Here is a 23882-nt window from a genome sequence, read left to right on the forward strand (position 1 = left end):
CAATGGAGGATGATATGCGCACTGCAAAGGCAACGTACAACGCGCCGAAAGGCGATAACAAAGTCGTCGAGATGGGTGGCGTCACCTTCTACGATGGCCAGGAAGTCGAACTGAATTCGGATGACCACGGCCATCTGATCAACAAGCTGCCGGGCAATCCTCACTTCGATATCGAAGTCGGCGAGGATGACGGCGAGAAGAAGAAGCGCGGCCGGCCGAGCAATGCCGAGAAGGCGGCAGCCGAGCAGGCAGCGGCTGATGCGGCCAAGAAAGAGGCCGAAGCGCAGGCGGCGGCCGGACAGGGCGCGAAGAACGCCTGATGCCCAAAACTCGAGCCGACATCCAAGCCAAGGCCCTCGCCATCCTGATCGGTGGCGAGGTCGGCTCGAGCATGTCCGACGAGGACGCAACCACGCTCGACGGTTATATTGACGCCGAGGTGGCCGAGATCAACGCGGACGGCGCGACCTACATCGCCGATCCCGACGATTTGGACGACAGCCTGTTCATCACGTTCAGCAAGCTGGTTGCGAATGCCGCTGCCGAGGAGTTTGGCGCCAAGTCGGACGAGGGGGCCGCGCTGCAACTGCGCAATCGTATCCGCGTGCTGACCAGGCAGACGCCGGGCTACGGCCCGCAAATCGTGGATTACTTCTAGGTGACGCAGGTCAACATCCCGTTCCCGCTCAGCTCGTCGCCGGGCTCCTCGGGGCATGAGAGCGCGGGCCGCCTGATCAACTGCTACGCTGAGCCGCTGGGCAAGGATATCGGGGCACAGAAGGGCTACGCGCCGCCGCAGGTCGTTTGGCGCAAATCGCCGGGCCTGTCGCTGTTCGGCGCATCGGCCTTCACAGGCTTCCGCGGCGGCATGCTGGTTTCGAGCTCGCTTTATGCCGCGTGGAACAACAGGGCCTCGATATTCACATCCGGCGGCGTTGAGACCACCCTGACCGGGACGCTCAACGGGACGGAAAAGGTCTTCTGGGCGCGCAACAACAAGACGCCAACGCCCGATGTGGTGTGCTGCGCGCCGGCTACGGGCTTGTTTGCAGTGAGCACTTCGGCGGTTTCTTTCCTTTCGGCCTGGGGCGCGCCGAACTCGATCGCGTTCATGGACTCGTATTTCATCGCCACTTATGGCGATGGAACGTTGCAGGCGTCGGATCAGAACGCGACCACGTTCAACACGCTGAACAAGACGACGGCGCAGTCAAAGCCGGGCGGCTTGACGCGAAGTGTTCCTTTCAACGGCCAGCTGTTCGCGCTGGGGCCGAACTTCGGCGAGGTCTACTCGAACACGGCCAACCCGACCGGCTTCCCGCTCTCGCGCTCCTACGTGCTGCAGCGCGGCTTGCTGAGCCCTTACGCGATTGCCGGGCATGACGACGGTTTTGCATCGGCGCTGATCTGGGTGGCTGATGATTTCAGCGTGGTGCAGGCCAATGGCACGCCGAATCCGCTGAAGATATCGCCGCCGGATTTGGATCGCCTGATTGCCGGGGTGACCGACAAGACGACGCTTGAGGCCTCGGTTTACATCTCGCAGGGGCATCCGAAGTGGGTGCTGTCGTGTCCGGCGTTCACCTGGGAATTCGATCTCGGCAGCCAGAAGTGGAATGAGCGGGCAAGCTATGGCGCGGCGCGCTGGCGCGCGATCGGCGGCATTTCGGCCTTTGGCAAATGGATCGCAGGCGACACGACGGCCGGGCAGCTGATCTACGTCAATCCGAACGCCTTTGACGAGATCGGCTCGCCGCTCGCGTTCACGCTGGAAAGCGGGCCGGTTGCGAACTTCCCGAACCGGACGCGCGTCGCGCGGGCTGACTTCAATTTCGTGACCGGCGTGGGGCAGGCGGAAGGACAGGATCCGATCGGGACTGACCCGAGCGTCGGCATTTCGTGGTCGGACAATGGCGGGATCAGCTGGAGCCAGGAATTCGTCCGCAAGTTGGGTCGGCAGGCCGAGCCGCAGCGCATCACGATGCTACGGACGGGCATGACGGGCACGCAAGGACGCCGCTGGCGGTTGAGGGTGAGTGACCCCGTGTACGTGGCTTTTCTCGGTGCGTCCCAAGACACGCAGTTGAGGCGCTGATGCGGCTTGTTCCGAAACCCGACAAATCGACGCCGCTGCTTGAGGCGGACGGCCGGACGATCAGCCAGGCGTGGGATGAGTTCTTTGCGTACTTGTTCCGCCGTAGCCAGTTCGGCGTGCTCGACATGCCTGACGTGGACAATTCGACGCCGATCACCAGCGGGCAAGTGCTTGTCTACGACGGCACGGCGAAGAAGCTGAAGCCAGGAGCGAACTAGATGGGGCGCCGTTCCGATATCAAGCCGCTGCCTTCGCTGGCGCGGCTGAGCGAGCTGCTGTCCTATGATCCGGATAGCGGCGTGCTGATCTGGAAGTGGCTGCCTGCCACGTCGCGCAGCAACATCGGCTTTAATAACAGATGTGCCGGCAAGGTTGCTGGTACGATTGGCAAAACGGGATATCTCGTTGTCGGCATCGGCAAGTCCTACTACTTGGCGCACCGTGTCATCTGGAAATGATGACCGGCAGTGATCCGGCCGACATCATCGATCACGAAGACACGGATAGGCTCAACAATCGCTGGAGGAACCTCCGCGAGGCGGCCAATGGCCCGAACATTCAGAACAGCAAATTGCGCCGCGATAATTCCAGCGGAGTGAAGGGCGTCCATTGGGACGCTCGGCACAAGAAGTGGCGCGCTGTGCTCACCACTAACGGCGTAAGCGTTCGTCTCGGTCGATATGCCTCAATTAATGAGGCTGCAAGTGTCATCGCGTCGGCTCGCATGAGAGATCATGCCGAGTTCGCGCGCATGGCTTGATAAGGAGGACTGCCCACATGGGCTTATTTTGATTTGTTCAGCAACGACAGTGCCGAGCAGGCGGCTGCGCAGCGCAATGCTGGCCTTCAGCAGGGCTATGACGCGCTCTCCGATCAGTACGGGCTCGGCCGGCAATCGCTTTCCAGCTCGATCGGGCAGGGCTCGGACGCGCTCACCACCAACATCGGGAACGGCAACAATTATCTCGGCACGTCCTATGGAATGGGCCGCGATGCGCTCAATCAGGGCTATGGACAGGCGGCAAATTTGTACCAAGGCCTGATCAATTCGACGGGTGCAGGATCCAGCGCCTATGCAGATGCAAGCGGCGCGAACGGCGCCGCGGGCTTGGAGCGAGCCACACAGAACTTCCAGTCGAGCCCGCAGTACGGCGCCTATGGCTTCTCGCTCGACCAAGGTCTGCAGGCTCTCTCGCGGCAGCATGCGGCGGCCGGCAATCTCAGCAGCGGAAATGCCGACACGGACGCGATGAAGTACGCCAGCGGGCTCGCCGGCCAGCAGTACGCCAATTATCTGCAGGGCCTCTCGCCGTACTTGGGCGCCAATGCAAACGCGATCACGGGCGCGGCGAATGTCGCGACCGGGCAGGGCAACGCGCTCAACCAGTCGTTCGACGCGCAGGGCAATGCAGTGAATTCGAACTTTGGTGCTTTGGGTGCTGGGCTCAACGCGAACAGCAACACGCTCGGCGCTGGCCTGAACACCTCGTATCAGGGCCAAGGGCAGGCCGCGAACGCGAACTATACCGGGCAGGGCGCATCGAACGCCGCCGCCACGATGAACAACTACAACGTCGGCAATAATGTTCTGGGAGCCATCAAGACGGGCGCCAGTCTATTCGGAGCATTCATGTAATGGCCGACATCGACAGCATCATCTCGGGCGCAGGCGGTAGCACCCGCGCCGATTTTTCAAACTTCGATCCGGTCAAGGCGTTTTTTGACGCCAGCAAGCAGCGTGCGGACTTCGACACGCGCCGGGCTTTCCGTGACGGCGTACCGACCGATGCGAGCGGCCAGCCGGATTTCGGAGCGATTGCGGGCACCTTCTTTAAGAAGGGCGCGATCAATGAAGGGCTGGCCGCCACAAAAATGGGACTGGAGCAGCAGCGGCTGAAGTATGGGGCGGACATGGCGCAGTCCGACTTCCCATCGGCTGGTAGTCCGCAGCCTGCGCCGTTGCCGCCATCGGCTAATCGCGCCGCATCCGTTCCTGTCGCGCCGTCCATTTCCGGTGGCGCGGCGGCGGGGGGCCGTCCGGCCGTCGCTAACCCAGCACCCACAGCGCCGCGCGGCGATCAGCCAGGCAGCATCGTAGGTTTGGTCTCAGGCGCTGGTGTCCCCGACGAATTGGCTGGGCCCATTATTGCGCAGGTGTCGGCTGCGACCCGCCTTGATCCCAACGCCACGGTTCGGCCGGACATGACCCCCCGCGTGCAGCAGATCGTTGCGGAGGCGGTCAGGCGAAGCGCAGCGGATAACCAGCCGCGGCCGGTCCCGCAGCCGCCAGCAGCTCCCGCAGCCCCTGCACAGGCCGCGCCGACCGACCCGACGCTTGGCGGCCTGGTCCCGGCCGGCCGAACGCCGCAGCAGCAGCTTGACCTTTTGTCCCGAAGGGTTGCGTCCGGCTTACTCGCTCCTGAAGTCGCCAAGAGCTATGAGACCCGGATCAAGGCAATTCAGGACGCGCTTCAGCCGACGCAGGACATGAAAAACGCGGCGGCATCTGGCCTATCGCTGCAGGACTATCAGAACCGATCTGACGAAAATACAGCGCAGCGCGATATCATGACCAAGAGCCTGCTGCCGAGGGTCGATCAGTCCCAAGAGAAGGCTAGCGCAGCGAGGGACGACATCAACAGCATCCATGCAGCGCGCGAGCAACTGGACGCACAGGGCGGCGTCTTCTCCGGCACGCTTGCGGACAAGAAGCTGGCCCTCGGGAAAATCTACGCCATGCTCGGCGGCGATAACTCCAAGGTCGCCAATACTGAAAGTTATGGCGCAGCGATCGGGCAGCGTGTGGCGTCGATGGTGAAGGCGTTTGGCAGCGGAACCGCGATCTCGGATAGCGACCGCAAGTTTGCCTCTGCCATGGCCGGCGGCAACATCACGCTTGACGAGAGCAGCATGCGCCGGATCCTCGATATCGGCGAGAAAGCCGCGCGCGCGAAGATCGTTCAGCATAATCAGTTCGTGGACAAGATCGTCGGGGCAAACGAGGCTCTTAAGCCGGCGCGAGATTCGTTCCTCGTAACTGCCCCTGGCGACTACAAAAAGCCTAGTGGATCGACCGCGGCAATTTCCTCAAGGGCGGACTATGACAAGCTGCCCTCGGGTGCAACCTTCGTTGGTCCGGATGGGAAGCAATGGCGGAAACCCTGAACCCCGCCGACTGGGGCGCAACGCCCGCTGAGAGCCCGGCAGATTGGGGAGCCGTGGCTGTAGGAGCTCCGCAGCAGCAATCGTCGATGTTGCCGGCCGCGATTGCCGACGTTCCAGGTGAAATCAAGAGCGCCGCCGGATCGGCGATCGACAAGATCGCTGCCCTCCGAAACAGGGGAGGGCAGGGTCCGATCGAGGGTTTGATGACGACCGGCCGCGCCGTGCTCGCCGTCCCCGAATTGGCCATGTCTCCGGTGACTGGCGCCGCGCGGTCACTGATCGGGCATCCGATGGCCGACCTGCAGCACAAGGTGGGCGAACTGATCGCCCCTGACATCGCTGCGAAAGACGACCCGCAGAAGATGTACGAAACGGCCAAAGGTGACGTAGATCTCGCCATGGCCGGTGCTCGGGCTGGCACGCCAAAAGCGCCTACAGTGACTACGCCATCCGTCCAGGAGCTGAAGGCAGCTTCCGAGGCGGCCTATAAGTCGCCGGAGGTGCTTGGGCTTGAGGTGAAGCCGAGCGCATACACGACCTATTCGACGCGCACCCAGCAAGCCCTCAATCAGGAGGGCTTCGACGATATTGTGGCACCGAAGACGTTCCAGCTGCTGCAGCGTATCGAGAAAGCGCCGGAAGGCTCCGTCGTCACTGGCCAGAATATCAACAGCCTGCGCAAAACGCTTGGGAAGTTGGCTGGATCCAACGATCCGACCGAGCGCGCCGCTGCCAGCTTTGCGATTGACCATCTCGACGACTTCATTCCGAACATTGCGCGATCGGATATCATCGGCGGCGACGCCGCTGCCGCTGCGGCAAAGCTCGAGGAGGCCCGCGGAAATTGGAGCGCGGCCAAGCAGGCTGAAAAGCTGGACAAGAAGATCGTCAAGGCCGAGATGCAGGCCGACACTTCGAATTCGGGAATGAACCTTGAAAACCGAATTCGTTCCCAAATGGGGAGAGTGGCGATTGACGAACGGGAGGCACGCGGCCTCAATGCCAGTGAGATCGAACAGGCGAGGAAGATCGCGCAGGGAACAAGGCTTCAGAACGCGCTGCGCACTGCCGGCAATGTACTGGGTGGCGGGGGCGGGCTCGGTGCGGTCGTCACCGGCATCCCCTCTGCCGGCCTCGCTCCGGCGGTGGGTTTCGCCCTTAAGCTGTTGTCGAACGGTTTAACCATGCGACAAGCCGAAGGTCTTTCGACCGCGGTCAGGATGCGCGCCCCGCTCGCTAGCTCGGTTGAGAAATTCGGCGAGGCGATCGCAAAGTACCGTGATCAGCAGTCACCGAGTGCTTACGCGGGCGCTGTGGTCGCTGCCCGCAACCTATCGAGCAATCTTCAAGGGACTGGGATTGAATCGTCCATCGGCAGCCTTCTGCGGTCGCTCGCCGTACCAGGCCAAAGCCCCGCAGAAGACGACCAAGAAGTTCCAAGGCGAAAATAGGAAGTAGATCGCCAGCAGGCAGAAGATGCCGAAGGTGACCCGCTTCAAATCGATGTAAGATCGAGGAAATCTCATATGCTCAAACGGCTCGGCGTCGCGCTCGCGGCGCTTTTTTCGTTCGTCACCATAGCAAATGCCGCGGGTACTGTCCCCGGCTTTTCGCTGACCCCACAGTTCGACTTGACGGGGAAGGTGGCGCCCGGCTGCAAGCTGTATGTGATCCGGGCCGGCACGGTTTCAACCCCTCAGTCGGCCTATTCTGACACGGCCCTCACGATCGCCCTGCCGAACCCGCTGACGTGCGATGCCGGTGGCCGGCTCCCGCAGTGGTTCGTCGCGGACGGCTCGATCAAGCTGCGCCTGACGACCAGTGTAGGCGTTCAGATCTTCTCTCAGGACAATCTGCTGGTTGTCGGCCCCTCCAGCGGCGGGGGCGGCGGGGGCGGCTCGGTCGATCCTACGACGATCGCGGCCACAGGTGATATTAAGTCTGCTTATGGGACATCGGTCATTTCCGGCTGGGTGCGGGCCAACGGCCGCACCATCGGGAATGCGACCTCGGGCGCCACTGAGCGCGCCAACGCGGACACGGCGGCCCTGTTCTCGTACCTCTGGACCACGGACCTGGGTCTGGCCGTCTCGGGTGGCCGAGGGGCCTCTGCCGCCTTGGACTTCGCAGCCAACAAGACGATCGCGCTTCCGGACTTCCGCGGTCGCGTTCTCGCCAGCTTCGACGACATGGGCAACTCGGCCGCCGGTCGCCTGACGACGGCGACGATGAACGGGACCGGGATCGGCGCCGTCAGTCTCTCGGGGCAGCAGGCGACGCTGAGCACGCTCAACCTGCCGCCCTTCACGCCGGCCGGCTCGCTTTCTCTCTCGACCAGCGTATCCACCAGCGTCACCACGACGATCACCGGGGGCTCTGCCACAGTGAACTCGACCAACTTCGTTGCGAGCAACGCTTCGGACGCGACCCCGCTTTCTGCGGCGGCAGGCGGCGCGGTTGGCGGTGTCGCAGCAGCCGGCGTGACCGTCGCGCATATCCAATCGACCGGCTCGATTACGGGGACGGCTTCATCTTCGGCCAGTTCGACGGCGACGCCTTCGGGCTCCTTCATCGGCACGGCGCAGGGCGGCACAAGCACGCCGTTCTCGATCGTCCAGCCGACGATCTTTGTCACGAGCTATATAAAATTGTAAGAACATGAGCAAAACCAAACACCTGTTGCCTCCCGTGGAAATCCTGCGGGAGGCTTTTTCAATAGAGCCACATGAGGGGCGGCTGATCCGACGTGTTGCAACGAAACATTGCGCAGTCGGGGAAGAAGCCGGCTACTCGAACAGCATCGGCTATCGGCAAGTAGCGTTCGGCGGCAAGATCCATTCGGTTCATCGTATCGCATGGGCTCTGTATTACGGCGAGCACCCCGCAGGTGAAGTCGATCACATCAATGGTGATCGCTCCGATAACCGCCTCTGCAATCTACGTTTAGCTACGTCGTCGCAGAACAATCAAAATCGCCGCTTGTGCTCACGAAATCGCTCTGGTGTGAAGGGTGTCTTCCGCGTCAAACAGTGGAACGATGGATCGATTTGGCGCGTCTCGATCGGCCATAGCGGCAGTAAATACTACATCAGGCACTTCCATTGTTTCGGTCAGGCCGTGAAGCACTCGCGCGAGATGCGCGCGAAGCTCCACCAGGAATTCGCGAGGGCTGCCTGATGTACCAGATAAGCTTTGCGCCCCGATCGAACCGCGAAAGCTGGACATTCGTCGGCGCGATCATGGACGCGAACACGAACGAGTTGCTTGATCTCTCCGACCTCTCGTTTGAGTTCGCAATCAGGGATCGCGACGGGTGCCAGCGCCTTCTCGCATCAACCGACAACGAGAAGTTCGTGGTGATCGGGACTGGCCTGTTCCAATGGTCCTTCACCAAGGACGAAATGCGATGTCTCTACCCAGGCACGTATGAGACCGGATTCTTGATGTGGCAAACCGCTGATCCCGAGCAGGCTTCGCAACTCAGCGTCGGCCCCCTCCCGATTGTGGACGGCAACACGCCATGAGCAGTCAAGTCCCTGAGGTCAAGCTGAAGGCACTCGCCAACTTTCCTGCGAGCGTGATCGGTCGAACAGGTATCGACGTCACGAAGGAGGGCGGGAAGTTCTATCTCGATCTGGATTACGAGAAGTTCCAGATCACGCCGACCGTGCCGGCGCAGGACATGCCAAATTCGTACAACCTCATCTGGAATGAGGAGCGGCAGGACTTCGCCAAGGTGCCGTTCGCGCTGCAGGCAAGCCCCGGCGTCGCAAGCCTTGGCGGCCACACGGGCGCGCTCGCTATCGGCGACGGCCTCACCTTCACCGGCGAGACGCTGGAGGCGACCACCGGCATTGTCTACACGCCGCCGTGGGCGGGTTCGCTTCCGCGGACGCTTCAATCGATCTTTGAGGAGAGCATTAGCGTTCTCGATTTCATCCCGGAGGAGAAGTGGGCGGCGATCTTCGATTATACGTCAACTGACGACCTGCACCCCTATCTGCAGGCGGCGGCCGACGCGGCTGCTGAGAAGGGCATGGTCGTCACGGTGCCACCGGGTCTTTATTGCTCGTCTGCCGCGATCGTTCACAAGAGCAGCACGACAGATGGCTTTGTTCCGGGCATGCGCTGGCACGGGACCGGCATGACGTTCGGAAATTTGAACGTGGGCACCATCTTCAAGGTGCTCAATTCGAATGTCTCGCTGTTCTCGCTCAAGCAAAACACCGTCGCGCGCAAGTACACCGAGAATTCGGAGTTCTTCAACTTTACGGTCGTCCAGGACAGCGCCGGCCTTTCCAACATTGCGGCGATCGAGCTCGTGGCAGCCTACCAGGTCACGATCCATCGCATCTCGGCGCTGGGTGGCCCGCGCATTGTGCTCGCGCAATTTCAGCCAGACATCGATCCCGGGCTCTCCGATGTCTATCAGTGCTACGCTGTGGATGTTGACGAGGTGTTCGCCACGGGTTGCAACAACTGGCCGATTGAGTTCTCCCAAGGGCAATCGCCCGGCGCCTACCACATCCGGCGGGCCTTCCTCACCGGCAACGCGGGAGGCGGCATCTATCTGACCACCGGGCAGTCCATCATCGAGCAGTGCAACCTGCAGAACAATGGAACGTTCGGCGATGGGTCCGGCGGCATTCGCTTCGATACCGCAGAAGGTCCGTCGCAGGTTCCTGTCCTCATGCACAATGAAGTGCAGGAGAACCAGAACTTCAATTTTCGCTTTACGCGCGTGCATGCCCTCAGGATGGAAGGCAACAGGTCGATTGGGCACCTCTACGCATCCACGGCGAATAGTGCCGATCGTTGGAGCGGATCGACCGCGCCTGTTCCCGCTGGATACGTTGCGCGTCCGCCGGTCCATTTCATTGTCGGCGGCGACATCAATCAAGAGTGCACCCTCTTCGATATCAAACAGACGGTCGTCCGGCTTTGGGAATCCACGGTAACCGCCATAACGATCTTTTCGTTCGGCAATGCCGATGCGATCAATTATGGTCGCATCACTGGGACGGATTGGCAGATCCAGCGGGATAGCCCGCCGCACAACAACGTCACGCTTTTCTCTTCCGGTTTTGACCAGCTCCCGATTTATGCGGAAGGGCAGGCATCGAACCTCTTCAACGTCGTACTGGCGTCGTCCCCGATCTTGAAGTGCGTAGTCGAAGCGACAAAAACAGCGGCCTCGGCCATTTCCGGCGTTGTGATCTTCGACACTGAAGCCCGCGACACGCACGCGGCCTATGACACCACGACGGGCATTTTCACAGTACCATATTCGGGACAGTACAAGTTCAAGGGTCAGATTGGCGTCCCGACCGCAGCCGGCGCGACCGGAGTAGTTCTTCAGCTCATCAACATCGGGGCCGGTTCAGCGGTCAGGGAGTCACGCACTTGGATCACAACGGACCTTGCGACTGCAACGGTCGCGTTTGATTTCACGATCAACGCAATCGCCGGGGATCGCTTCCAGATCAATGGTTCGGTCACAGGCACGGGCCGCAACAATGTTGCCGGCGCGCTCTACAACTTCCTCGAAATCGAGTCGATGGTCTGATGGCTGTCAATCCCAAGGTCAAGCTGAAGGCGCTGGTCAACTTCCCGGCCAAGGTCGAGGCCGAGAATTTCCTGACCATCACGAAGGAAGCAGGCGTTTTCACGATCGGCGTTGACTATACCAAGCTGGTGGCAACGCCGATCACCGACCCGACGACCGCGATCATTGCTGTGTTCGATGAGGTGACGGGGGCCTATGCGGCGCTGAGCGTTGCGGACATCGTTGGCGCGTCGTTCAGCATCGAGCAGCACATTACGGGGCCGGGGCCGGTCGTCATCCAGAATGCTACCGGCGTCGTCAGGGTCGATCAGGCGGTTGGCGCGCCGATCACGCTTCAGATGGGCTTGGCGGACGACAAGACTGTGCCGGTGCTGATCTCGGATTGGAAGGGCGACGCCGGCACAAACAATATCACCATTCAACTGACGGGCTCTGACAAGTTCCCCGGCGGTCTCACGAGTTGGAAGATCGCGGGTGACGGGGGAAGTGTGTTCTTGAGGCCTGTCGCAGGAGTCGGATACGCTCTATGAAAATGCTTCATCGTCTGCTTGTCGCCGCCTTGTGGGCGGCTTTTTTTATGTCCTCGGCGTCGGCGCAGAACGCCGGCACCGTCACCAACCATGCCTTCGCGCTCGGCAAGGGGCCGGGCACGACCGGCTACACGTCGCTGCTCTGCGGCTCGGCGCAGCTCGCCGTGGGGCAGGCTGCTGCTGATCCGATCTGCCGGACCATCACAGGCGACGCCACGCTTTCGGCGGCCGGCGCCGTCACGCTCGGCACGGTCAACGCAAATGTGGGCTCGTTCGGCTCGGCGACCCAATGCCCGGCGTTCACGGTCAACGCCAAGGGTCTGATCACGGCGGCGTCGGCCACAACCTGCACGCCTGCGATCGGGAGCGTGACAGGGCTCGGTACCGGCGTCGCGACCTTCCTCGCGACCCCCAGCAGCGCGAACCTCCGCGCAGCACTCACCGATGAGGTTGGTACGGGCGCGGCCTACTTTGTTGGAGGCGCGCTCGGCACGCCAGCCTCCGGGACTGCAACCAACCTGACCGGCCTGCCGCTGACCACGGGCGTCACCGGCACGCTTCCTGTCGGCAATGGTGGCACCGGACAGACGTCCTTCACCGCCAACTGCGTGTTGATTGGCGCGTCGCCGCTGGGCTGCGTTGCCGGGCTTGGCGGCAATAGTGGCTTGCCCCTCGTCAGCAACGGCACTTCGGCCCCGAACTATCAGCAGATCGCCCTCGCGGCGATCTCCGGCTTTGGCACGGGTGTTTCTACGTGGCTCGGCACGCCTTCCAGCGCCAACCTCCGCGCGGCTCTGACGGATGAGACGGGTACCGGGGCGGCCTATTTCCAGGGCGGGGACATCGGTACGCCGTCGGCGGGCGTCGGCACGAACCTGACGGCCCTGAACGCAACGCAGCTCACGTCCGGCACTCTGCCCGCTGCCCGCACCAACGGGCACATGAATGGGACCGCGACGAACGACAACGGGGCGGCCGGCGAGGTCGGCGAGTATGTCACGGCACAGCAGACGACGCCTCAGGCGCTTACGACGAACACGCCGTTGACCATCGTAACGGTGCCGTTGACGGCGGGCGACTGGGACGTGTCGTGCACGGTCGTGTACCAGTACGCGGCAACAACGGTGCTGCAGAATTTGGTCGTATCAACGTCTGCCACGACCAACACGCTGGGCGGCCTTGGCACGCAGAATTCCTACAATTTCGGATCGGGCAGCACGATCGTTCCGAACGGCGGTTTCACTGCGTCGTCGCCTCCGGTGCGCTTCTCTCTTGCGTCTTCCGGGAGCGCCTTCTGCGTTGCGCAGTCGGCGTTCACCACCTCAACCGCTACGGCAACCGCATTCGGCAGGGCTCGCCGAGCTCGATAACCAGCCGCCTTCGGGCGGCTTTTTCTTTGGAGATATCATGACCGATCTCGTTGCCCTCAAGGCCGCGAACGAACGTCGCTGGGCGGCTGCAAAGATCACTCGGATTTCATTCGAGAAGGTCGCCGCGCGCCTCGTCGATCCGGCAAAGGCCAAGCCGCGCTACCAGGCCGTAGAGGCCAAGACAGGCGTGCCGTGGGCCTTTATTGCGGTCGCGCACGAGCGGGAGTCCTCGCAGGATTGGGGCGGCTCTTTGGCTCAGGGCGACCCGTGGAACCAAGTCTCAACGCATGTGCCGGCGGGCAGGGGGCCGTTCAAGTCGTGGGAAGAGGCTGCAATCGATGCCTTGGTGAACTGCGCGCCGCGTGCAGCCCGCAACAAGGATTGGTCGATCGGCGGCACGCTCACGATGCTCGAGCAGTACAACGGGTTGGGATACGCCAACAAGGGGCGCCCGTCGCCGTATATTTGGGCCGGTACCGATCAGTACGTCTCCGGCAAATACGTCCGCGATGGCGTGTACGACCCCAACGTGGTCGATCAGCAACTCGGTTGCGCCGGGCTCTTGCTCGCCATGATGAAGCTCGATCCGTCGATCTCATTCGATGGCGACCATGCCCCTGCGCCGTCGGCTCCAGCGCCGACCGTCCCGCCTCCGAAACCTTCAACACCATCCGTCACCAATCCCGCGCCGGGCTCGCTCGGCGCGTTCATCGCAACCATTCTCGCCGCAATCTTTGGAAAATCAAAATGACCGTCTTTCTCTTGGTGTTTGCCGTCGTCGCTCTCATCGGCGTGCTCTACGCGCTCGTCCTGCGCCCTTGGCTGAAGAAACAGCCTTGGGCGCAGTCGTTCTTCGCCTGGGTCGATCCCATCGAACTCGCGCTGTTCAAGAAGAGCGAAACGATCCTGATGGGTCGGCTGCTCTGGGTTGGTGGCCTCTTTGTCACCTTCTACGACGGCGCGGCGATGTTCATCCACAGCTTGGACATCACGCCACTGACGACGCGGTTCTTCGATTGGGCCCAGATCCCGCAGGACTTGCGCAGCCTGTCCATGAGCGCCTTCATCGGCATCATCGGGCTGCTGATCAATCGGCTCCGCAAGACGACCACCAAGCCGCTTGAACTCGTCGCTGTGCCTGATGCTCAGGTGACGCCGGCCGCCGCGCAAGCGATGGCGAAGGCTGAGGCCGCCAAAGAGCAGGCGGTGCAGGCTGTCGCAGAGGCGAAAAGCTGATGTGGCAGCTCATCATGTCGTTCATCGGCGGCCCCGTCATCAAGGGGCTGCTGGATGCGTACAACGCGCATCTGCAAGCGACGACCAGCGACAAGCAGATTGCGGCCGATCTCGCCGCCAAGGAGATGGCGGTCCAGACCGTCGAAATCCAGGAACAGCAGAGATTGAAAACGGCCGAGATCGGGCACCCGTGGGAGCCGGAGAAGCTCGCGTTCTACGTGACGCTGATCTTCTACGCGAAATGCGTCATCTGGGACAAGGTGCTCGGGCTCGGCACGACGGACGCACTCGGCGGCGATGTCAGCACATGGGCTGGCATGGTGATGGCCTTCTACTTCGGCAAGCGGACGTTTGAAAACGTGGCGCGCATCATCAAGCGATAGGCGGGAATTGGAATGACCTTCGATCCGACGATCAACGCCGGCAATCTCATCCTTGTGGGCCTGGCTATCCTTGGCTTCATCGGGGGATGGTACAAATTCGGGGCTCTCGACATGCTCGAATATCGAGTGAAGGCGATTGAGGAGACGCTGAAAATCATCGCCAGCGCCATCGAGAAGCAGAACGCGACCGAGAAGCTTGTAGCGTTGGTGGATCAGCGCGTTGTGGCCGTTGAAGGGCTGATCGAAGTAGCCAACAAGGAGATCGCGGACCTTCGACGTGGCAATGGCTTCATCCAATCTCCTCGCCGCGCGAACGTTGATGGCGAGTACAGTCGTTAGGGGAACCCGCCGCCTTTTCCGGACCTTGGCGGCATTCGGCTCTTTTCCCGAGGGAACGATCTGCGATCAGGTTGCTTGGACCTTTCGAGTTTTCGCCTTAAGTCCATCAAGACCAGAAGGCTGCAAGGGTTCATTCAATGCGATGGTTCTTGGGAGTCACCCTAGGGATTGTGATTGGGTTAAGTGCTTACCTCACGTCGGCGGTTGTGTCGTTGAGCGGTTTGGTGGAGGCCGCCCGCGCCGGTGATGGCGCTGGCGTCCTCGCCCGTACTGACACGGACCGTTTACGAAGGTCATTGGTCGATCAAGTTGTCGCGGCCTATCTCAAGCAGCTCGGCCGTGAACGTCCCATAAAACCTTTGGAACGACTGGCGGCGAACACTTATGGCGCATCAGTAGCTGATGCCATGATCGCGAAACTGCTCACTGAGGACAACCTGACCTCGATATTGAACAAAGGTGTCATCCGCGCCGGAAGTTCTGGCGCGAATATGGGGCGACTTACCGATATCGACACGTCGATGACCTTCAAGACATTCCAGCGCATATCGATCGTCAAACCCGTAGAATTCCTAGTCCTCCTCGGGCAAACGGAGAAGGATGGGGGCTTTAATATGCACTTTGAGAGATCCGGTTGGAAGCTATCCGGCCTTGTGTTGCCGGAGGCTGCTGTGCAGCAACTTGCTCAAGAGCTTGTCAGCAGCAGGGGGACAAGAGGCTGAGGCTTCGAATTAAGGAAGGCGCGGTCTTTCATGAGAACGAGTCCTTCACTCGATTGAAGGCGCGTCCGGTTTTTGACCTTGGGGAGCGCCGCGCAGGTAGGGCACCTGGGGCCCTGTGACTGGGTTTGCTGCGCCGGCATCTCTTCTTGATGAAGCATCGTCATTCTAGTTGATGAAGCATCGTCGTTCTAGCTAAAGCCTCAATCGAAGCCTTAAGTGCTAAAGTGAACATTCGTTCCCTTGAGGCGACGAATTTTGAAGCCGCTAGGTTGGCGACTGAAGCCCCGACGAGCCCAGCCACTTGCTCATATGCGCGCCCGTCTCGGCCTGCCGATCCCTCTTCAACAGCGCTTTCCCTGTGGAGGGGCAGCTTTCCAGCTTCCTCCCGCAGGCGCTTCGCCTCTTAGGAGAAGCGTTCTTGCAGAGTGTCGATCTGCTTGACCGGGAGGCGCTTCTGCCGCGGGCGAGACCTCGCGGTTGGGGGCCGAGGATGAGGTCTCGCCTTATTGCGGTAGTTTCCCAGCTTGGAGCACTGAGATTCGCATCGGACGCTCTTTGGAGTCGCTTGTCAACCGCGTCGCGCGGCCGCGGAGTAGAGTTGGCGGCGGGAACAAACAGGCCGCTCGTGGATTAGGGACCTTGGTGAATGCACGGATCCTGCCAAGCTTCGTTTCGTTCGCCGAACATCCCAGCGCCGCCTTCCCCGGGGCGCTGGGATTTTTATGTTTTGAATTGAAAATCGAATTGGAGCAGGCCGGGCGCTGCTCTGGCAATTGCAAGGTAGGTCATGACCGAACGCACATCGCGCGCCGTCCTGTACCTGCTCTTACTGACCCTAGTATTCGGGGTTTGCGCCGTGATTCTGTGACCCGCAGCTTCCGGAACTTTGTTCACCCACGGAGAACTCCGGGCTTTTAGTCCAGCCCGCGGTTATCGCCGAACTACTACCTTGCCCTCGGCCGAGATACGGAGCCGGTGGCCATTCTGGCAGACAAGCTCAGAGATTGCACGAGACGCAAACGGGGCCGCCGCCGCGGAAAGGGTCAGTGCGACCACACCGCAAATCGGGCAAAGGAACTGTTTGTCATCTGTAGCTGCCAAAGGTTTGCCCTCGTTGATCGGCATCGAAAGGTCCCCAATAAGGCCGGTCACTCCCTCGTAGCCGACGTCATCGGGAGTACACATCCGTGCTATTACGGTGTCGGGAAAAAGTGGCAATCCCCGATGCCCGTGTTAGCGTGCTGTTGTCGGGTGCTCGCACAGCCCGGCATTTTTCCGACTGCACTCTGCTTACTAGTCCCGGAGCCTCACCGCTCCGGGTCGCTTTTCGTTTCGAGGCACTCGAGAAAAATTATTAATTTTGATTCACATTTGTGAATTGCGAATTCCAAATGCTTCTGGAATCATCGAGACACTGGGCAGGCGGCTTTTTCATTAAGGCAAAATTTTCAGACCCAGAGACCATATTTTTGGTGGTCGCAATAGAGACGGCCTCAGCACCGCTTAGCGGGGTGCTGGGGCTGTTTCTTTTGGATCAAGTAGCGCAGGGGCCGTCCGCACATAGGAACGCTCGCCGTGCCTATTGATTTTCTTGATGTCGGCGTCGTCTGACAGCGACGTCGATACGACGACCCAAGTGGAACAACTTGACCCCAGCGTTTGGTCCCCTCTCGCCTGGGGTCTTTTCTTGTCGGGAACAAGTGGCAAGCAGTGAAGAAGACACTGATCTGCCAGGAGCGGGACTATCAACGGCCTCAGTGCTGTCCCCGGGGCGCTGGGGCCTTTCGTTTTGGATGTCCTGTCATGACGGAAGAGTGCAGGGATTGGACACTGATCGTCGCCTTTCTGATTATGGCGGTCGCATCTCTGGTGCTCGGCGCGATATTCATTCCCTAAGCCTCATATCTGCGAATCAAGCAATCGGAAATCCTAACAGGCTCAGCGCATCGCAACTGCAATCACCAGCATCATGAACGACATGACGCCGACGCCGGCAAGAACGAGCCTGTTCATGGCAATGGTCTCGATCGACGCGCGATAAGCGCGCTCGGCCGCATCGCAGCGGACGCGCAGATCCATGATGACGCTGTGGAGCGTCCGATCCTCCGAGTTTTCGGGGGGGGTGTTTATCGATGCCTCCAACATCCCCGCAATCATTCGGGCTTCGCTCACCAGTAGCGCATGCTCGGTATCCTCGCACAAAACCAGGATCGCGGGCTCGCTGTCGGTCCGGCCGATCCGGATGTCGATGTCCGCGTCATTCGGCGACCTCTCAACGGCGTTGAGAAAGGTGATGATGCGACGTTTCGAGTCCTCCGGGACGCTGGACAGTTTCACGGCCTTGCGGCAATCGTGCGTGTTCATAATGATCCTCGCTGGGCGCTAAGCGAACAGGTCGGCGCCAGCCTGCTTCATCCGCACGAAGGTTCCGCTCTCGTGATACTCGAGCCAGCCCTCGCCGATCGCGTATTGTAGGCCAGCCCAATATTCGGCCGGCGTGGCCTTGTCTTGGTAGATCATCGGGTAGTTGATCTTTTCGATGTAGATCCGGCCGTCCTGTATAGGCTCGAACGCCCGCGCGTGCTCCATGAGTCGGCGGGCTGCTTTGTCAGGATCGGAATAGGGGCGGTCAACCTTCATCTTCATCACCGTGCTCCCATCCTCGCATGTGGGAAGTGCGGCCGTACATCGGCGCCGCGGCGCCCGCAAGCCTTGCAGGTGAACTTGGGCTCCAGATCGGAGAGCCTGACGCTAGCGGGCCACTGATCAACCTCGGCCGGCGCCAACTCAACGGAATGGCTGCAGCGGTGGTCCGAGCAATAGACCAGCAGGCCGCGGACGCCGGTGGACCGCATTTCGCCGAGGGTGATCTTGGGCTCGGTCATGGCGGATCGCCGACCGGACAGCGCTGCCAAAGCTGCAGCAGCTCGGCCGCCGGCCGCTTGCCAGCCTTGCGGCATTCCTCGCAGCGCAGCCGGCCGACGAGGTCGTGAATGCAGGTGGTCGCGACATGGGGCAGGGCGGCAAGGTCAACCGCCCGCGGCGTCTTGCAGCGGGAGCAGCGGATCTCGAGCCAGGAATAACCGCCGTTGATTGCCTGGTCGATCGAGGGGGACGGGTCCACTGGGCCGCCGTCCGACCACATGCGCTCGTTCCAGCTCTGGCAGGATAGGTTGTCAGCCTCCCGGATCAGTGCCTCACCGGCAGCGCGCTTCTCCGCAGCGCGCTGGGCGAGGATCGTGGTCACCGCCCGCGCCCGCGAGAGCTCCTTTTTGAGCGCCTTACGGTCGCCCCCAGAAAGGGGCGTCGGGTGGTGTTTCGGGGCCATGGTGGCCCCATGATCGCGCTGAATCTAACGGTCGGAAAGCCGCTAGGGCTTGTCGGCACGGTCCGGCATCGAGCTAGGATTTGGTCAATACGCCTGGAAGCCGCGCAATGTCAGAACAGCCAGCGGGGCGACCATCGCGACGAGACGGCCGATGTCTTTGCGCGAGGCGGTGGTTGGTGAGAATGACAGTTTGTCCTAACTAGACTAAACGCCTTGACCGGCTCTAAATTTCTTATGTCGGTAAAGTCCGGGCGCTTCGGCGATGCGAAACTACAAAGCATACATCCTCGGGGAAGATGGCCACATCATCGGCCGCCTAGACCTTGAATGTATTGATGACGATGACGCGAAGCTCCAGGCACGAAAACTCGCCATCGGTCAGGCGGTTGAGCTTTGGGAGGGAGCGCGCAAAATCGCGACTTTTCAGCCAACAAATCCCGACCCAGGGTAGGAACCATTTTCTTCCTCGTCGGGGAACTTAAGTTCACTTTTGTACTTACCAGATTTATCGCAATGGTGCGGTTGGGAGTGCTCGGGCGGTGCAGGACGCTTTATTACAGATCCTCATTGTCGAGGATGATCCTCTTGTTCAGGATATTGTTCGCGACGCCTTAGAAGAGGGCGGCTTTCAAACGCAGATCGTCGCTTCGGGCGAGGCAGCCATCGCCCTGCTAAACAGTGGTGCAATAAACTACCGAGCGCTTTTGACCGATGTGAACCTGACCGGCACGGTCACGGGATGGGACGTTGCCAAGCGCGCCAGAGAAATCAATCCAGAAATCCCGATCGTCTATATGACGGGCGATTCGGCTGATGATTGGCCCTCTCACGGAGTGCCGAAGAGCATGCTGTTGACTAAGCCATTCGCGCCGGCGCAGGCCGTGACGGCAGTTTCTCAGTTGCTCAACCAAGCGCCCGCTCCTCCTCCTGAGTAGGCAGTGGCGGCTTGCTCTTTTCAGGGGCATTTCGTTCCATCCCTACAGAAAAATTTCACGCTTCCGTTTTTAACCCATGTGCATGATGGCTTCCGTTTCCACGGTTCTGATCTTCGCAAATCGGATGCGAGATTTGCCATGGAAAAGAAACGACGCAATCGCGCTAAACAGACCACCTCACTGACATTTCGGCTCCGTCAATTAGCGGACACAGCGAGTAAGAAAGCAAATGCGCTACCGCTGGGACGGGAGCAGAGCGATTGCTCAAGAAGGCCCGAGAGGCACAGCGAGCACTGGAGGTCGAGGCATTCCTCAAGACTCCTCAGCTCGGCCGCCGGCCGCTTGCCGCCCTTACCGCCCTTCACGCGGCGCAGTGACCGCCGGCGAGGTCGTGCACGCAGGTCGTGGCGGACGAGCGGCGCGACTGACGTTCGCCGCGCCGGCCTCGCAACTCACTTCTTCTCCGACGCAAATCCCGTCAACCCTAGCCCCAACGTCGGGGCCGTCTGCGCATAGGAACGTGCGCGGCGGTCATTTGGTGACTGACTGCGCCCGGCGAAGGCCTGGGTGCTTAGCTCGGATGCGGACAGTTGAGCGACCGGCATGGCGACGGTCTTGGTTGTCCTCGATTCGGGAACAGGCACGACGTCACGGTCAGCGCCAGCGAAACCAGCGCCGCCACCGACACGCATGCGCCCGGCGCGTGAAGGCGCGCCGGGCTTCATGAGCACGCGTGATCACGTTTTACCAATAGGGCGTGGCTTGGTAGTAGTCATGGACGCGCCGGTCGTTCTCGCGATTCCAACTCCAGTCATTGTCGGTCGTGTAGCGCGGCGCTTTGTCCAACTGGTCCTTGGTGATGTTGGTGCGGTAACCGCCAAGATTGGTATCATAGGTTAAGCTTGACCACGGAGTCGGATAGTGATCATCGCCGATGCCGAGGAAGCCGCCATAGCCGAGGACAGCGTAGGCGACCTTGCCCGAAACCTTGTCAATCATGACGCGCTCGACGCTGCCGATTTTTTGCTGGTCGGCTCCATAAACGGCGGTGCCCTCGACCTTGTCACTGCCGATAAGAGTTCCTGTCTCTCGTTCTGCCATTACTCCCTCCTGGGGTTGCATGATTAGAACGTCAAACGCGGGCTTAACGAGCTCGTTCCTAGCGCCGGAAAGATAGCGAACATATCGACCAGGTATCGAGCACCTGCCGGCTTGCTGTCGATTAGTCTCACCTGTTGCACAGCCTCAGCGCGCTATCACGTCGCTGCGGATGACCCCGGCCTGGTGCGCGATGTCGTGCGGAATCTCGATCGGCAAAAGCCCGGCACAGCCTCACTGGCGTTTTTCGACGCTGCTTGCGGAGCGGCACGTGAAGCGCGCGCCGACGCCCACGGAGCGTGCGGCCGCAGCGGCAACAATAGATTGGGATAGGACCGTTGCAACGCCCGCCTCTGGCCCGTCACGCTGGGCAAGCGCCCGGAATGACCGGCTGTCGCGCTCCTGTTGGGGTGCTCGAACGCTATGGGATTGACGCCGAGACCGGCATGAAAATCAAGAAGGCGGGCTAGGGCGTGTACTCAGAAATGGAGCCCCGCGCAGGACATGACCCGGGCCAGCTTCAGCGCGGAATTTCAACCAGCATGTGGCGTGATTGATAGCCGATGGGAAGCCAAGTTCGGCGCTTATGCACAACGCCACTCCCGACCACTTCACCAATCGTGTTCACGTCAGCGACGCTTCTTCATCGCGTGTTCTAAACCTTGGCGAAGAGACTCCGGGGTATAAGGCTTCGCGATGAATACCGCGCCCAATCGCGCGGCTTCAGATTTCACTCCGCTGTCACCTGTCGCGAGAACCAAGCGGAGATCGAGCTGGCGGGCGTGCACGTCCCTTGCAAGTTGCAGACCGGAAACGCCGGGAAGGCCGACATCCGTAAGCAGGATGTCCACCGGATGCGTATCGATGATCTTAAGAGCCTCTTGGGCCGTGCTGGCCTCTTTTACCTTGCATCCGATATCGCTCAGCATCTCCGTCGTCGTAAGGCGGATGAGGACATCGTCTTCGACGAGCAACACAGTCGCGTCCTTGAAGGTCTTTTCGTTCACCGCGTGCTGCGATCCCTGAGCGGCGCGCCGTTGAGCCTGATTAGCCAACACGTGTCTGATTTTTCGCGCGAGGGCCTCACGCGTGTAAGGCTTGGCCAGAAGCTCCACCCCGGGATCGAGCCGTCCGCCGTGCACGATGGCGTTCTGAGTATAGCCGGATGTAAAAAGTACGGCGATGTTGGGTAACCGTTCCTTAGCTTTTCTCGCCAAGTCCGGGCTGCGCAGCGTGCCAGGCATCATGACGTCGGTGAAGATGAGATCTATCGGGATGCCGCTGTCGACGACGACGAGTGCGCTCGCCGCATCTCGCGCTTTGACCACGCGGTAGCCAAGCTCGGTGAGCATCGACACCGCAACCTCGCGAACTTCATCGTCATCCTCGACCACGAGGACGGTTTCCGCTCCGCCTTGAACCTCGCGAGTCGGAGCCCCGACCAGAGTGTCCTCGCTCGCAACCTCGCGCGGGAAGTACAGTTTTACCGTGGTTCCGGCGCCTACCTCGCTGTAGATTTTGACGTGTCCACCGGACTGCTTGAGAAAGCCGTAAACCATAGCCAGGCCGAGGCCCGTGCCCTTGTCCTCCGCCTTGGTTGTGAAGAATGGCTCATAGACCCGATCTAGAATTTCCGGCGGAATCCCGGTGCCCGTATCGGTCACCGCGATCATCACGTATTGTCCCGCAGACAATTCATGATGCTGTCGGACGTATTCGTCGTCGAGGAAAGCGTTGCTTGCCTCAATCGTCAGCCGGCCTTCGCCGTTCATGGCGTCGCGGGCATTGATGGCAAGGTTCAAGACCGCATTTTCCAATTGATCTGGGTCAACGAGGCTATTCCACAGGCCACCCGCGACTACCGTCTCGACTTCGATCTCCCCACCGAGTGCGCGACGAAGCATCTCGTCCATGTTCTTGATGAGACGGCCGGCGTTCACCACTCGTGGCTCCAGCGGCTGTCGCCGCGCGAAGGCAAGCAATTGAGAGGCAAGTTTCGAACCGCGCGCGACGCCTCCGAGAGCGTTTTGAACCCGCATCTCGGCCCGGACGTTGCCGGCGATATCCTTGCTCAGCAATTGCAAGTTTCCGCTGATGACCTGAAGCAAATTGTTGAAGTCGTGAGCAACACCGCCGGTAAGTTGTCCGATCGCTTCCAGTTTCTGCGAACGGATCATGGTTGCCTGTGCGGCCTGGAGCGCTGCTTCCGCCTCGCGGCGTTCGCTGATATCCCGCGTTACCTTGGCGAAGCCGACAAGCTCGCCGGCGTCATCCCGGATGGCGTCGATTACGACGTGTGCCCAGAATGTACTGCCGTCCTTTCGGACCCGTTGACCTTCGTGCTCCCACCGCCCGTTTCGGCTTGCGGTCTCTAGACCGATACGCGGAAGCCCGGCGGCGCGGTCGGCTTCCGTGTAGAAGCTGGAGAAGTGCCGTCCAATGATCTCTGCAGGGGCATAGCCCTTGATGCGCTGCGCACCGGGGTTCCAACTCGCCACGTGGCCGCCGGCATCCAGCATGTAAATGGCGTAATCGGAAACGCTTTGAACCAGCAATCGAAACTGTTCTTCGCTTTTGAGCAGCTTTTCCTCGGCGGCCCGTCGCTCCGTCAAGTCGCGGGTGATTTTGGCGAAGCCGACAAGGTCCCCTTGAGGCGAACGGATCGCGTCTATGACAACATGGGCCCAAAATTGCGTGCCATCCTTGCGGACGCGCCAGCCTTCGCGCTCAAATCGGCCGATGCGCTCGGCCTCCGCCAGCGCCAGCGCAGGGACATTCTTCGACCGGTCCGTGTCGGTGTAAAAGGTCGAGAAATGCCGACCAATAATTTCATCGGCTTCATAGCCCTTGAAGCGCCTAGCGCCGGGATTCCAACTGCTCACGCGACCCTCGCGATCCAACATGTAAATCGCGTAATCAGTGATCGCCTCGACGAGAAGACGGTACCGGTCGTCGGTAGTTGCGGCTTCGATGCGGTTCGGGGTTTCCATATGCATCCTGTCCCAGCCCCAGTGGGTTGGGACACCGTCTGGGAAACACCGCTCAATCGCTTCGGTTCCAAATATCGGGGCACGACTAATTGCGAAGGAACCACATTTTGCGCTGAGCTTGGGCT

At 60.8% G+C, this 23882-nt stretch carries 27 protein-coding genes; 22 read left to right on the top strand and 5 right to left on the bottom strand.

The features are described 5' to 3' along the window. The first annotated feature begins 14 nt into the window (after window positions 1–14). The 20 genes from JQ633_RS01040 (at window position 15) to JQ633_RS01135 (ending at window position 15406) form a co-directional block, all read left to right on the top strand. Window positions 15–320 carry a hypothetical protein gene (locus JQ633_RS01040; RefSeq protein ID WP_211981442.1) on the top strand — a complete coding sequence of 102 codons (306 nt, stop codon included), beginning with the start codon at window positions 15–17 and terminating at the stop codon, window positions 318–320. After that, window positions 320–658 (top strand): hypothetical protein, encoded by a 339-nt coding sequence (locus JQ633_RS01045; RefSeq protein WP_211981444.1) that lies wholly within the window; start codon window positions 320–322, stop codon window positions 656–658. The genes JQ633_RS01040 and JQ633_RS01045 overlap by 1 nt, the downstream gene beginning before the upstream one ends. Beyond that, window positions 659–2095, top strand: a complete 1437-nt coding sequence (locus JQ633_RS01050) for a hypothetical protein (protein WP_211981446.1) — start codon at window positions 659–661, stop codon at window positions 2093–2095. It abuts the gene before it with no gap. Continuing rightward, on the top strand, window positions 2095–2313 hold the full coding sequence (locus JQ633_RS01055) for a hypothetical protein (protein WP_211981448.1): 219 nt from the start codon (window positions 2095–2097) through the stop codon (window positions 2311–2313). Before JQ633_RS01050 ends, JQ633_RS01055 begins: the two co-directional genes overlap by 1 nt. Further along, window positions 2314–2553: a hypothetical protein gene (locus tag JQ633_RS01060; protein ID WP_211981450.1), complete on the top strand. Its 240-nt coding sequence runs from the start codon at window positions 2314–2316 to the stop codon at window positions 2551–2553. Further along, entirely contained in the window at window positions 2550–2855 is a 306-nt protein-coding gene (locus JQ633_RS01065) for an HNH endonuclease (RefSeq protein WP_211982718.1), read from the top strand. Before JQ633_RS01060 ends, JQ633_RS01065 begins: the two co-directional genes overlap by 4 nt. 33 nt (window positions 2856–2888) lie before the next feature. Next, window positions 2889–3731 (top strand): hypothetical protein, encoded by an 843-nt coding sequence (locus JQ633_RS01070; protein WP_211981451.1) that lies wholly within the window; start codon window positions 2889–2891, stop codon window positions 3729–3731. Beyond that, window positions 3731–5260, top strand: a complete 1530-nt coding sequence (locus JQ633_RS01075; protein ID WP_211981453.1) for a hypothetical protein — start codon at window positions 3731–3733, stop codon at window positions 5258–5260. Before JQ633_RS01070 ends, JQ633_RS01075 begins: the two co-directional genes overlap by 1 nt. Next, window positions 5245–6711 (top strand): hypothetical protein, encoded by a 1467-nt coding sequence (locus JQ633_RS01080; RefSeq protein WP_211981455.1) that lies wholly within the window; start codon window positions 5245–5247, stop codon window positions 6709–6711. Before JQ633_RS01075 ends, JQ633_RS01080 begins: the two co-directional genes overlap by 16 nt. Before the next feature lie 75 nt (window positions 6712–6786). Then, window positions 6787–7914 (top strand): hypothetical protein, encoded by a 1128-nt coding sequence (locus JQ633_RS01085; protein ID WP_211981457.1) that lies wholly within the window; start codon window positions 6787–6789, stop codon window positions 7912–7914. A 4-nt stretch (window positions 7915–7918) separates the two neighbouring features. Then, window positions 7919–8437 carry an HNH endonuclease gene (locus JQ633_RS01090; RefSeq protein ID WP_211981458.1) on the top strand — a complete coding sequence of 173 codons (519 nt, stop codon included), beginning with the start codon at window positions 7919–7921 and terminating at the stop codon, window positions 8435–8437. Beyond that, the gene (locus tag JQ633_RS01095; protein WP_211981460.1) at window positions 8437–8784 is read left to right on the top strand and encodes a hypothetical protein; all 348 of its coding nucleotides are present in this window, start codon (window positions 8437–8439) and stop codon (window positions 8782–8784) included. The genes JQ633_RS01090 and JQ633_RS01095 overlap by 1 nt, the downstream gene beginning before the upstream one ends. Continuing rightward, complete coding sequence (locus JQ633_RS01100) at window positions 8781–10826, top strand: C1q-like domain-containing protein (protein ID WP_211981461.1); 2046 nt, start codon at window positions 8781–8783, stop codon at window positions 10824–10826. The genes JQ633_RS01095 and JQ633_RS01100 overlap by 4 nt, the downstream gene beginning before the upstream one ends. Beyond that, window positions 10826–11356, top strand: coding sequence for a hypothetical protein (locus tag JQ633_RS01105; protein ID WP_211981462.1), 531 nt, complete (start codon window positions 10826–10828; stop codon window positions 11354–11356). Before JQ633_RS01100 ends, JQ633_RS01105 begins: the two co-directional genes overlap by 1 nt. Continuing rightward, window positions 11353–12726 (top strand): hypothetical protein, encoded by a 1374-nt coding sequence (locus JQ633_RS01110; protein ID WP_211981464.1) that lies wholly within the window; start codon window positions 11353–11355, stop codon window positions 12724–12726. The genes JQ633_RS01105 and JQ633_RS01110 overlap by 4 nt, the downstream gene beginning before the upstream one ends. A gap of 37 nt (window positions 12727–12763) precedes the next feature. Then, entirely contained in the window at window positions 12764–13477 is a 714-nt protein-coding gene (locus JQ633_RS01115) for a hypothetical protein (RefSeq protein WP_211981465.1), read from the top strand. Next, window positions 13474–13962 (top strand): hypothetical protein, encoded by a 489-nt coding sequence (locus JQ633_RS01120; protein WP_211981466.1) that lies wholly within the window; start codon window positions 13474–13476, stop codon window positions 13960–13962. Before JQ633_RS01115 ends, JQ633_RS01120 begins: the two co-directional genes overlap by 4 nt. A 14-nt stretch (window positions 13963–13976) precedes the next feature. Beyond that, window positions 13977–14345 (top strand): hypothetical protein, encoded by a 369-nt coding sequence (locus tag JQ633_RS01125; protein ID WP_249158670.1) that lies wholly within the window; start codon window positions 13977–13979, stop codon window positions 14343–14345. 12 nt (window positions 14346–14357) lie between these two features. Continuing rightward, entirely contained in the window at window positions 14358–14684 is a 327-nt protein-coding gene (locus JQ633_RS01130; RefSeq protein ID WP_211981473.1) for a hypothetical protein, read from the top strand. 137 nt (window positions 14685–14821) lie between these two features. After that, on the top strand, window positions 14822–15406 hold the full coding sequence (locus tag JQ633_RS01135) for a DUF2939 domain-containing protein (RefSeq protein ID WP_211981475.1): 585 nt from the start codon (window positions 14822–14824) through the stop codon (window positions 15404–15406). A 1938-nt stretch (window positions 15407–17344) separates the two neighbouring features. Here the strand turns inward: JQ633_RS01135 and JQ633_RS01140 are convergent. The 3 genes from JQ633_RS01140 to JQ633_RS01150 all read right to left on the bottom strand — a co-directional run bounded on the left by JQ633_RS01140 (window position 17345) and on the right by JQ633_RS01150 (window position 18734). Then, window positions 17345–17770, bottom strand: coding sequence for a hypothetical protein (locus JQ633_RS01140; RefSeq protein WP_211981477.1), 426 nt, complete (start codon window positions 17768–17770; stop codon window positions 17345–17347). Window positions 17771–17788: 18 nt separating this feature from the next. Continuing rightward, entirely contained in the window at window positions 17789–18052 is a 264-nt protein-coding gene (locus JQ633_RS01145) for a hypothetical protein (RefSeq protein WP_211981479.1), read from the bottom strand. A 235-nt stretch (window positions 18053–18287) separates the two neighbouring features. After that, window positions 18288–18734, bottom strand: a complete 447-nt coding sequence (locus JQ633_RS01150) for a hypothetical protein (RefSeq protein ID WP_211981481.1) — start codon at window positions 18732–18734, stop codon at window positions 18288–18290. Window positions 18735–18996: 262 nt separating this feature from the next. Here JQ633_RS01150 and JQ633_RS01155 point away from each other — a divergent pair, with 262 nt between their 5' ends. Together JQ633_RS01155 and JQ633_RS01160 are read left to right on the top strand one after the other, a co-directional pair. Then, entirely contained in the window at window positions 18997–19185 is a 189-nt protein-coding gene (locus tag JQ633_RS01155; protein ID WP_211981483.1) for a hypothetical protein, read from the top strand. Window positions 19186–19273: 88 nt separating this feature from the next. Beyond that, complete coding sequence (locus JQ633_RS01160) at window positions 19274–19669, top strand: response regulator (RefSeq protein WP_211981485.1); 396 nt, start codon at window positions 19274–19276, stop codon at window positions 19667–19669. A gap of 744 nt (window positions 19670–20413) precedes the next feature. Here the strand turns inward: JQ633_RS01160 and JQ633_RS01165 are convergent. Continuing rightward, complete coding sequence (locus tag JQ633_RS01165; protein ID WP_211981487.1) at window positions 20414–20770, bottom strand: PRC-barrel domain-containing protein; 357 nt, start codon at window positions 20768–20770, stop codon at window positions 20414–20416. Between the two features lie 626 nt (window positions 20771–21396). Then, window positions 21397–23757: a hybrid sensor histidine kinase/response regulator gene (locus tag JQ633_RS01170; RefSeq protein ID WP_211981489.1), complete on the bottom strand. Its 2361-nt coding sequence runs from the start codon at window positions 23755–23757 to the stop codon at window positions 21397–21399. Between the last annotated feature and the right edge of the window lie 125 nt (window positions 23758–23882).

The sequence above is a fragment of the Bradyrhizobium tropiciagri genome (genome assembly GCF_018130505.1).
In the GTDB taxonomy this organism is placed as follows: domain Bacteria; phylum Pseudomonadota; class Alphaproteobacteria; order Rhizobiales; family Xanthobacteraceae; genus Bradyrhizobium; species Bradyrhizobium tropiciagri_B.

Excerpts from the sequence above, each read along its gene's own strand:
- JQ633_RS01100 (WP_211981461.1), top strand. The coding sequence starts at position 8,781 with ATGAGCAGTCAAGTCCCTGAGGTCAAGCTGAAGGCACTCGCCAACTTT.
- JQ633_RS01080 (WP_211981455.1), top strand. The coding sequence starts at position 5,245 with ATGGCGGAAACCCTGAACCCCGCCGACTGGGGCGCAACGCCCGCTGAG.
- JQ633_RS01150 (WP_211981481.1), bottom strand. The coding sequence starts at position 18,734 with ATGGCCCCGAAACACCACCCGACGCCCCTTTCTGGGGGCGACCGTAAG.
- JQ633_RS01165 (WP_211981487.1), bottom strand. The coding sequence starts at position 20,770 with ATGGCAGAACGAGAGACAGGAACTCTTATCGGCAGTGACAAGGTCGAG.
- JQ633_RS01130 (WP_211981473.1), top strand. The coding sequence starts at position 14,358 with ATGACCTTCGATCCGACGATCAACGCCGGCAATCTCATCCTTGTGGGC.
- JQ633_RS01090 (WP_211981458.1), top strand. The coding sequence starts at position 7,919 with ATGAGCAAAACCAAACACCTGTTGCCTCCCGTGGAAATCCTGCGGGAG.
- JQ633_RS01040 (WP_211981442.1), top strand. The coding sequence starts at position 15 with ATGCGCACTGCAAAGGCAACGTACAACGCGCCGAAAGGCGATAACAAA.
- JQ633_RS01170 (WP_211981489.1), bottom strand. The coding sequence starts at position 23,757 with ATGGAAACCCCGAACCGCATCGAAGCCGCAACTACCGACGACCGGTAC.
- JQ633_RS01120 (WP_211981466.1), top strand. The coding sequence starts at position 13,474 with ATGACCGTCTTTCTCTTGGTGTTTGCCGTCGTCGCTCTCATCGGCGTG.
- JQ633_RS01145 (WP_211981479.1), bottom strand. The coding sequence starts at position 18,052 with ATGAAGATGAAGGTTGACCGCCCCTATTCCGATCCTGACAAAGCAGCC.
- JQ633_RS01155 (WP_211981483.1), top strand. The coding sequence starts at position 18,997 with ATGCGAAACTACAAAGCATACATCCTCGGGGAAGATGGCCACATCATC.
- JQ633_RS01095 (WP_211981460.1), top strand. The coding sequence starts at position 8,437 with ATGTACCAGATAAGCTTTGCGCCCCGATCGAACCGCGAAAGCTGGACA.
- JQ633_RS01045 (WP_211981444.1), top strand. The coding sequence starts at position 320 with ATGCCCAAAACTCGAGCCGACATCCAAGCCAAGGCCCTCGCCATCCTG.
- JQ633_RS01140 (WP_211981477.1), bottom strand. The coding sequence starts at position 17,770 with ATGAACACGCACGATTGCCGCAAGGCCGTGAAACTGTCCAGCGTCCCG.
- JQ633_RS01115 (WP_211981465.1), top strand. The coding sequence starts at position 12,764 with ATGACCGATCTCGTTGCCCTCAAGGCCGCGAACGAACGTCGCTGGGCG.
- JQ633_RS01085 (WP_211981457.1), top strand. The coding sequence starts at position 6,787 with ATGCTCAAACGGCTCGGCGTCGCGCTCGCGGCGCTTTTTTCGTTCGTC.
- JQ633_RS01065 (WP_211982718.1), top strand. The coding sequence starts at position 2,550 with ATGATGACCGGCAGTGATCCGGCCGACATCATCGATCACGAAGACACG.
- JQ633_RS01055 (WP_211981448.1), top strand. The coding sequence starts at position 2,095 with ATGCGGCTTGTTCCGAAACCCGACAAATCGACGCCGCTGCTTGAGGCG.
- JQ633_RS01125 (WP_249158670.1), top strand. The coding sequence starts at position 13,977 with ATGTCGTTCATCGGCGGCCCCGTCATCAAGGGGCTGCTGGATGCGTAC.
- JQ633_RS01110 (WP_211981464.1), top strand. The coding sequence starts at position 11,353 with ATGAAAATGCTTCATCGTCTGCTTGTCGCCGCCTTGTGGGCGGCTTTT.
- JQ633_RS01135 (WP_211981475.1), top strand. The coding sequence starts at position 14,822 with ATGCGATGGTTCTTGGGAGTCACCCTAGGGATTGTGATTGGGTTAAGT.
- JQ633_RS01105 (WP_211981462.1), top strand. The coding sequence starts at position 10,826 with ATGGCTGTCAATCCCAAGGTCAAGCTGAAGGCGCTGGTCAACTTCCCG.
- JQ633_RS01060 (WP_211981450.1), top strand. The coding sequence starts at position 2,314 with ATGGGGCGCCGTTCCGATATCAAGCCGCTGCCTTCGCTGGCGCGGCTG.
- JQ633_RS01075 (WP_211981453.1), top strand. The coding sequence starts at position 3,731 with ATGGCCGACATCGACAGCATCATCTCGGGCGCAGGCGGTAGCACCCGC.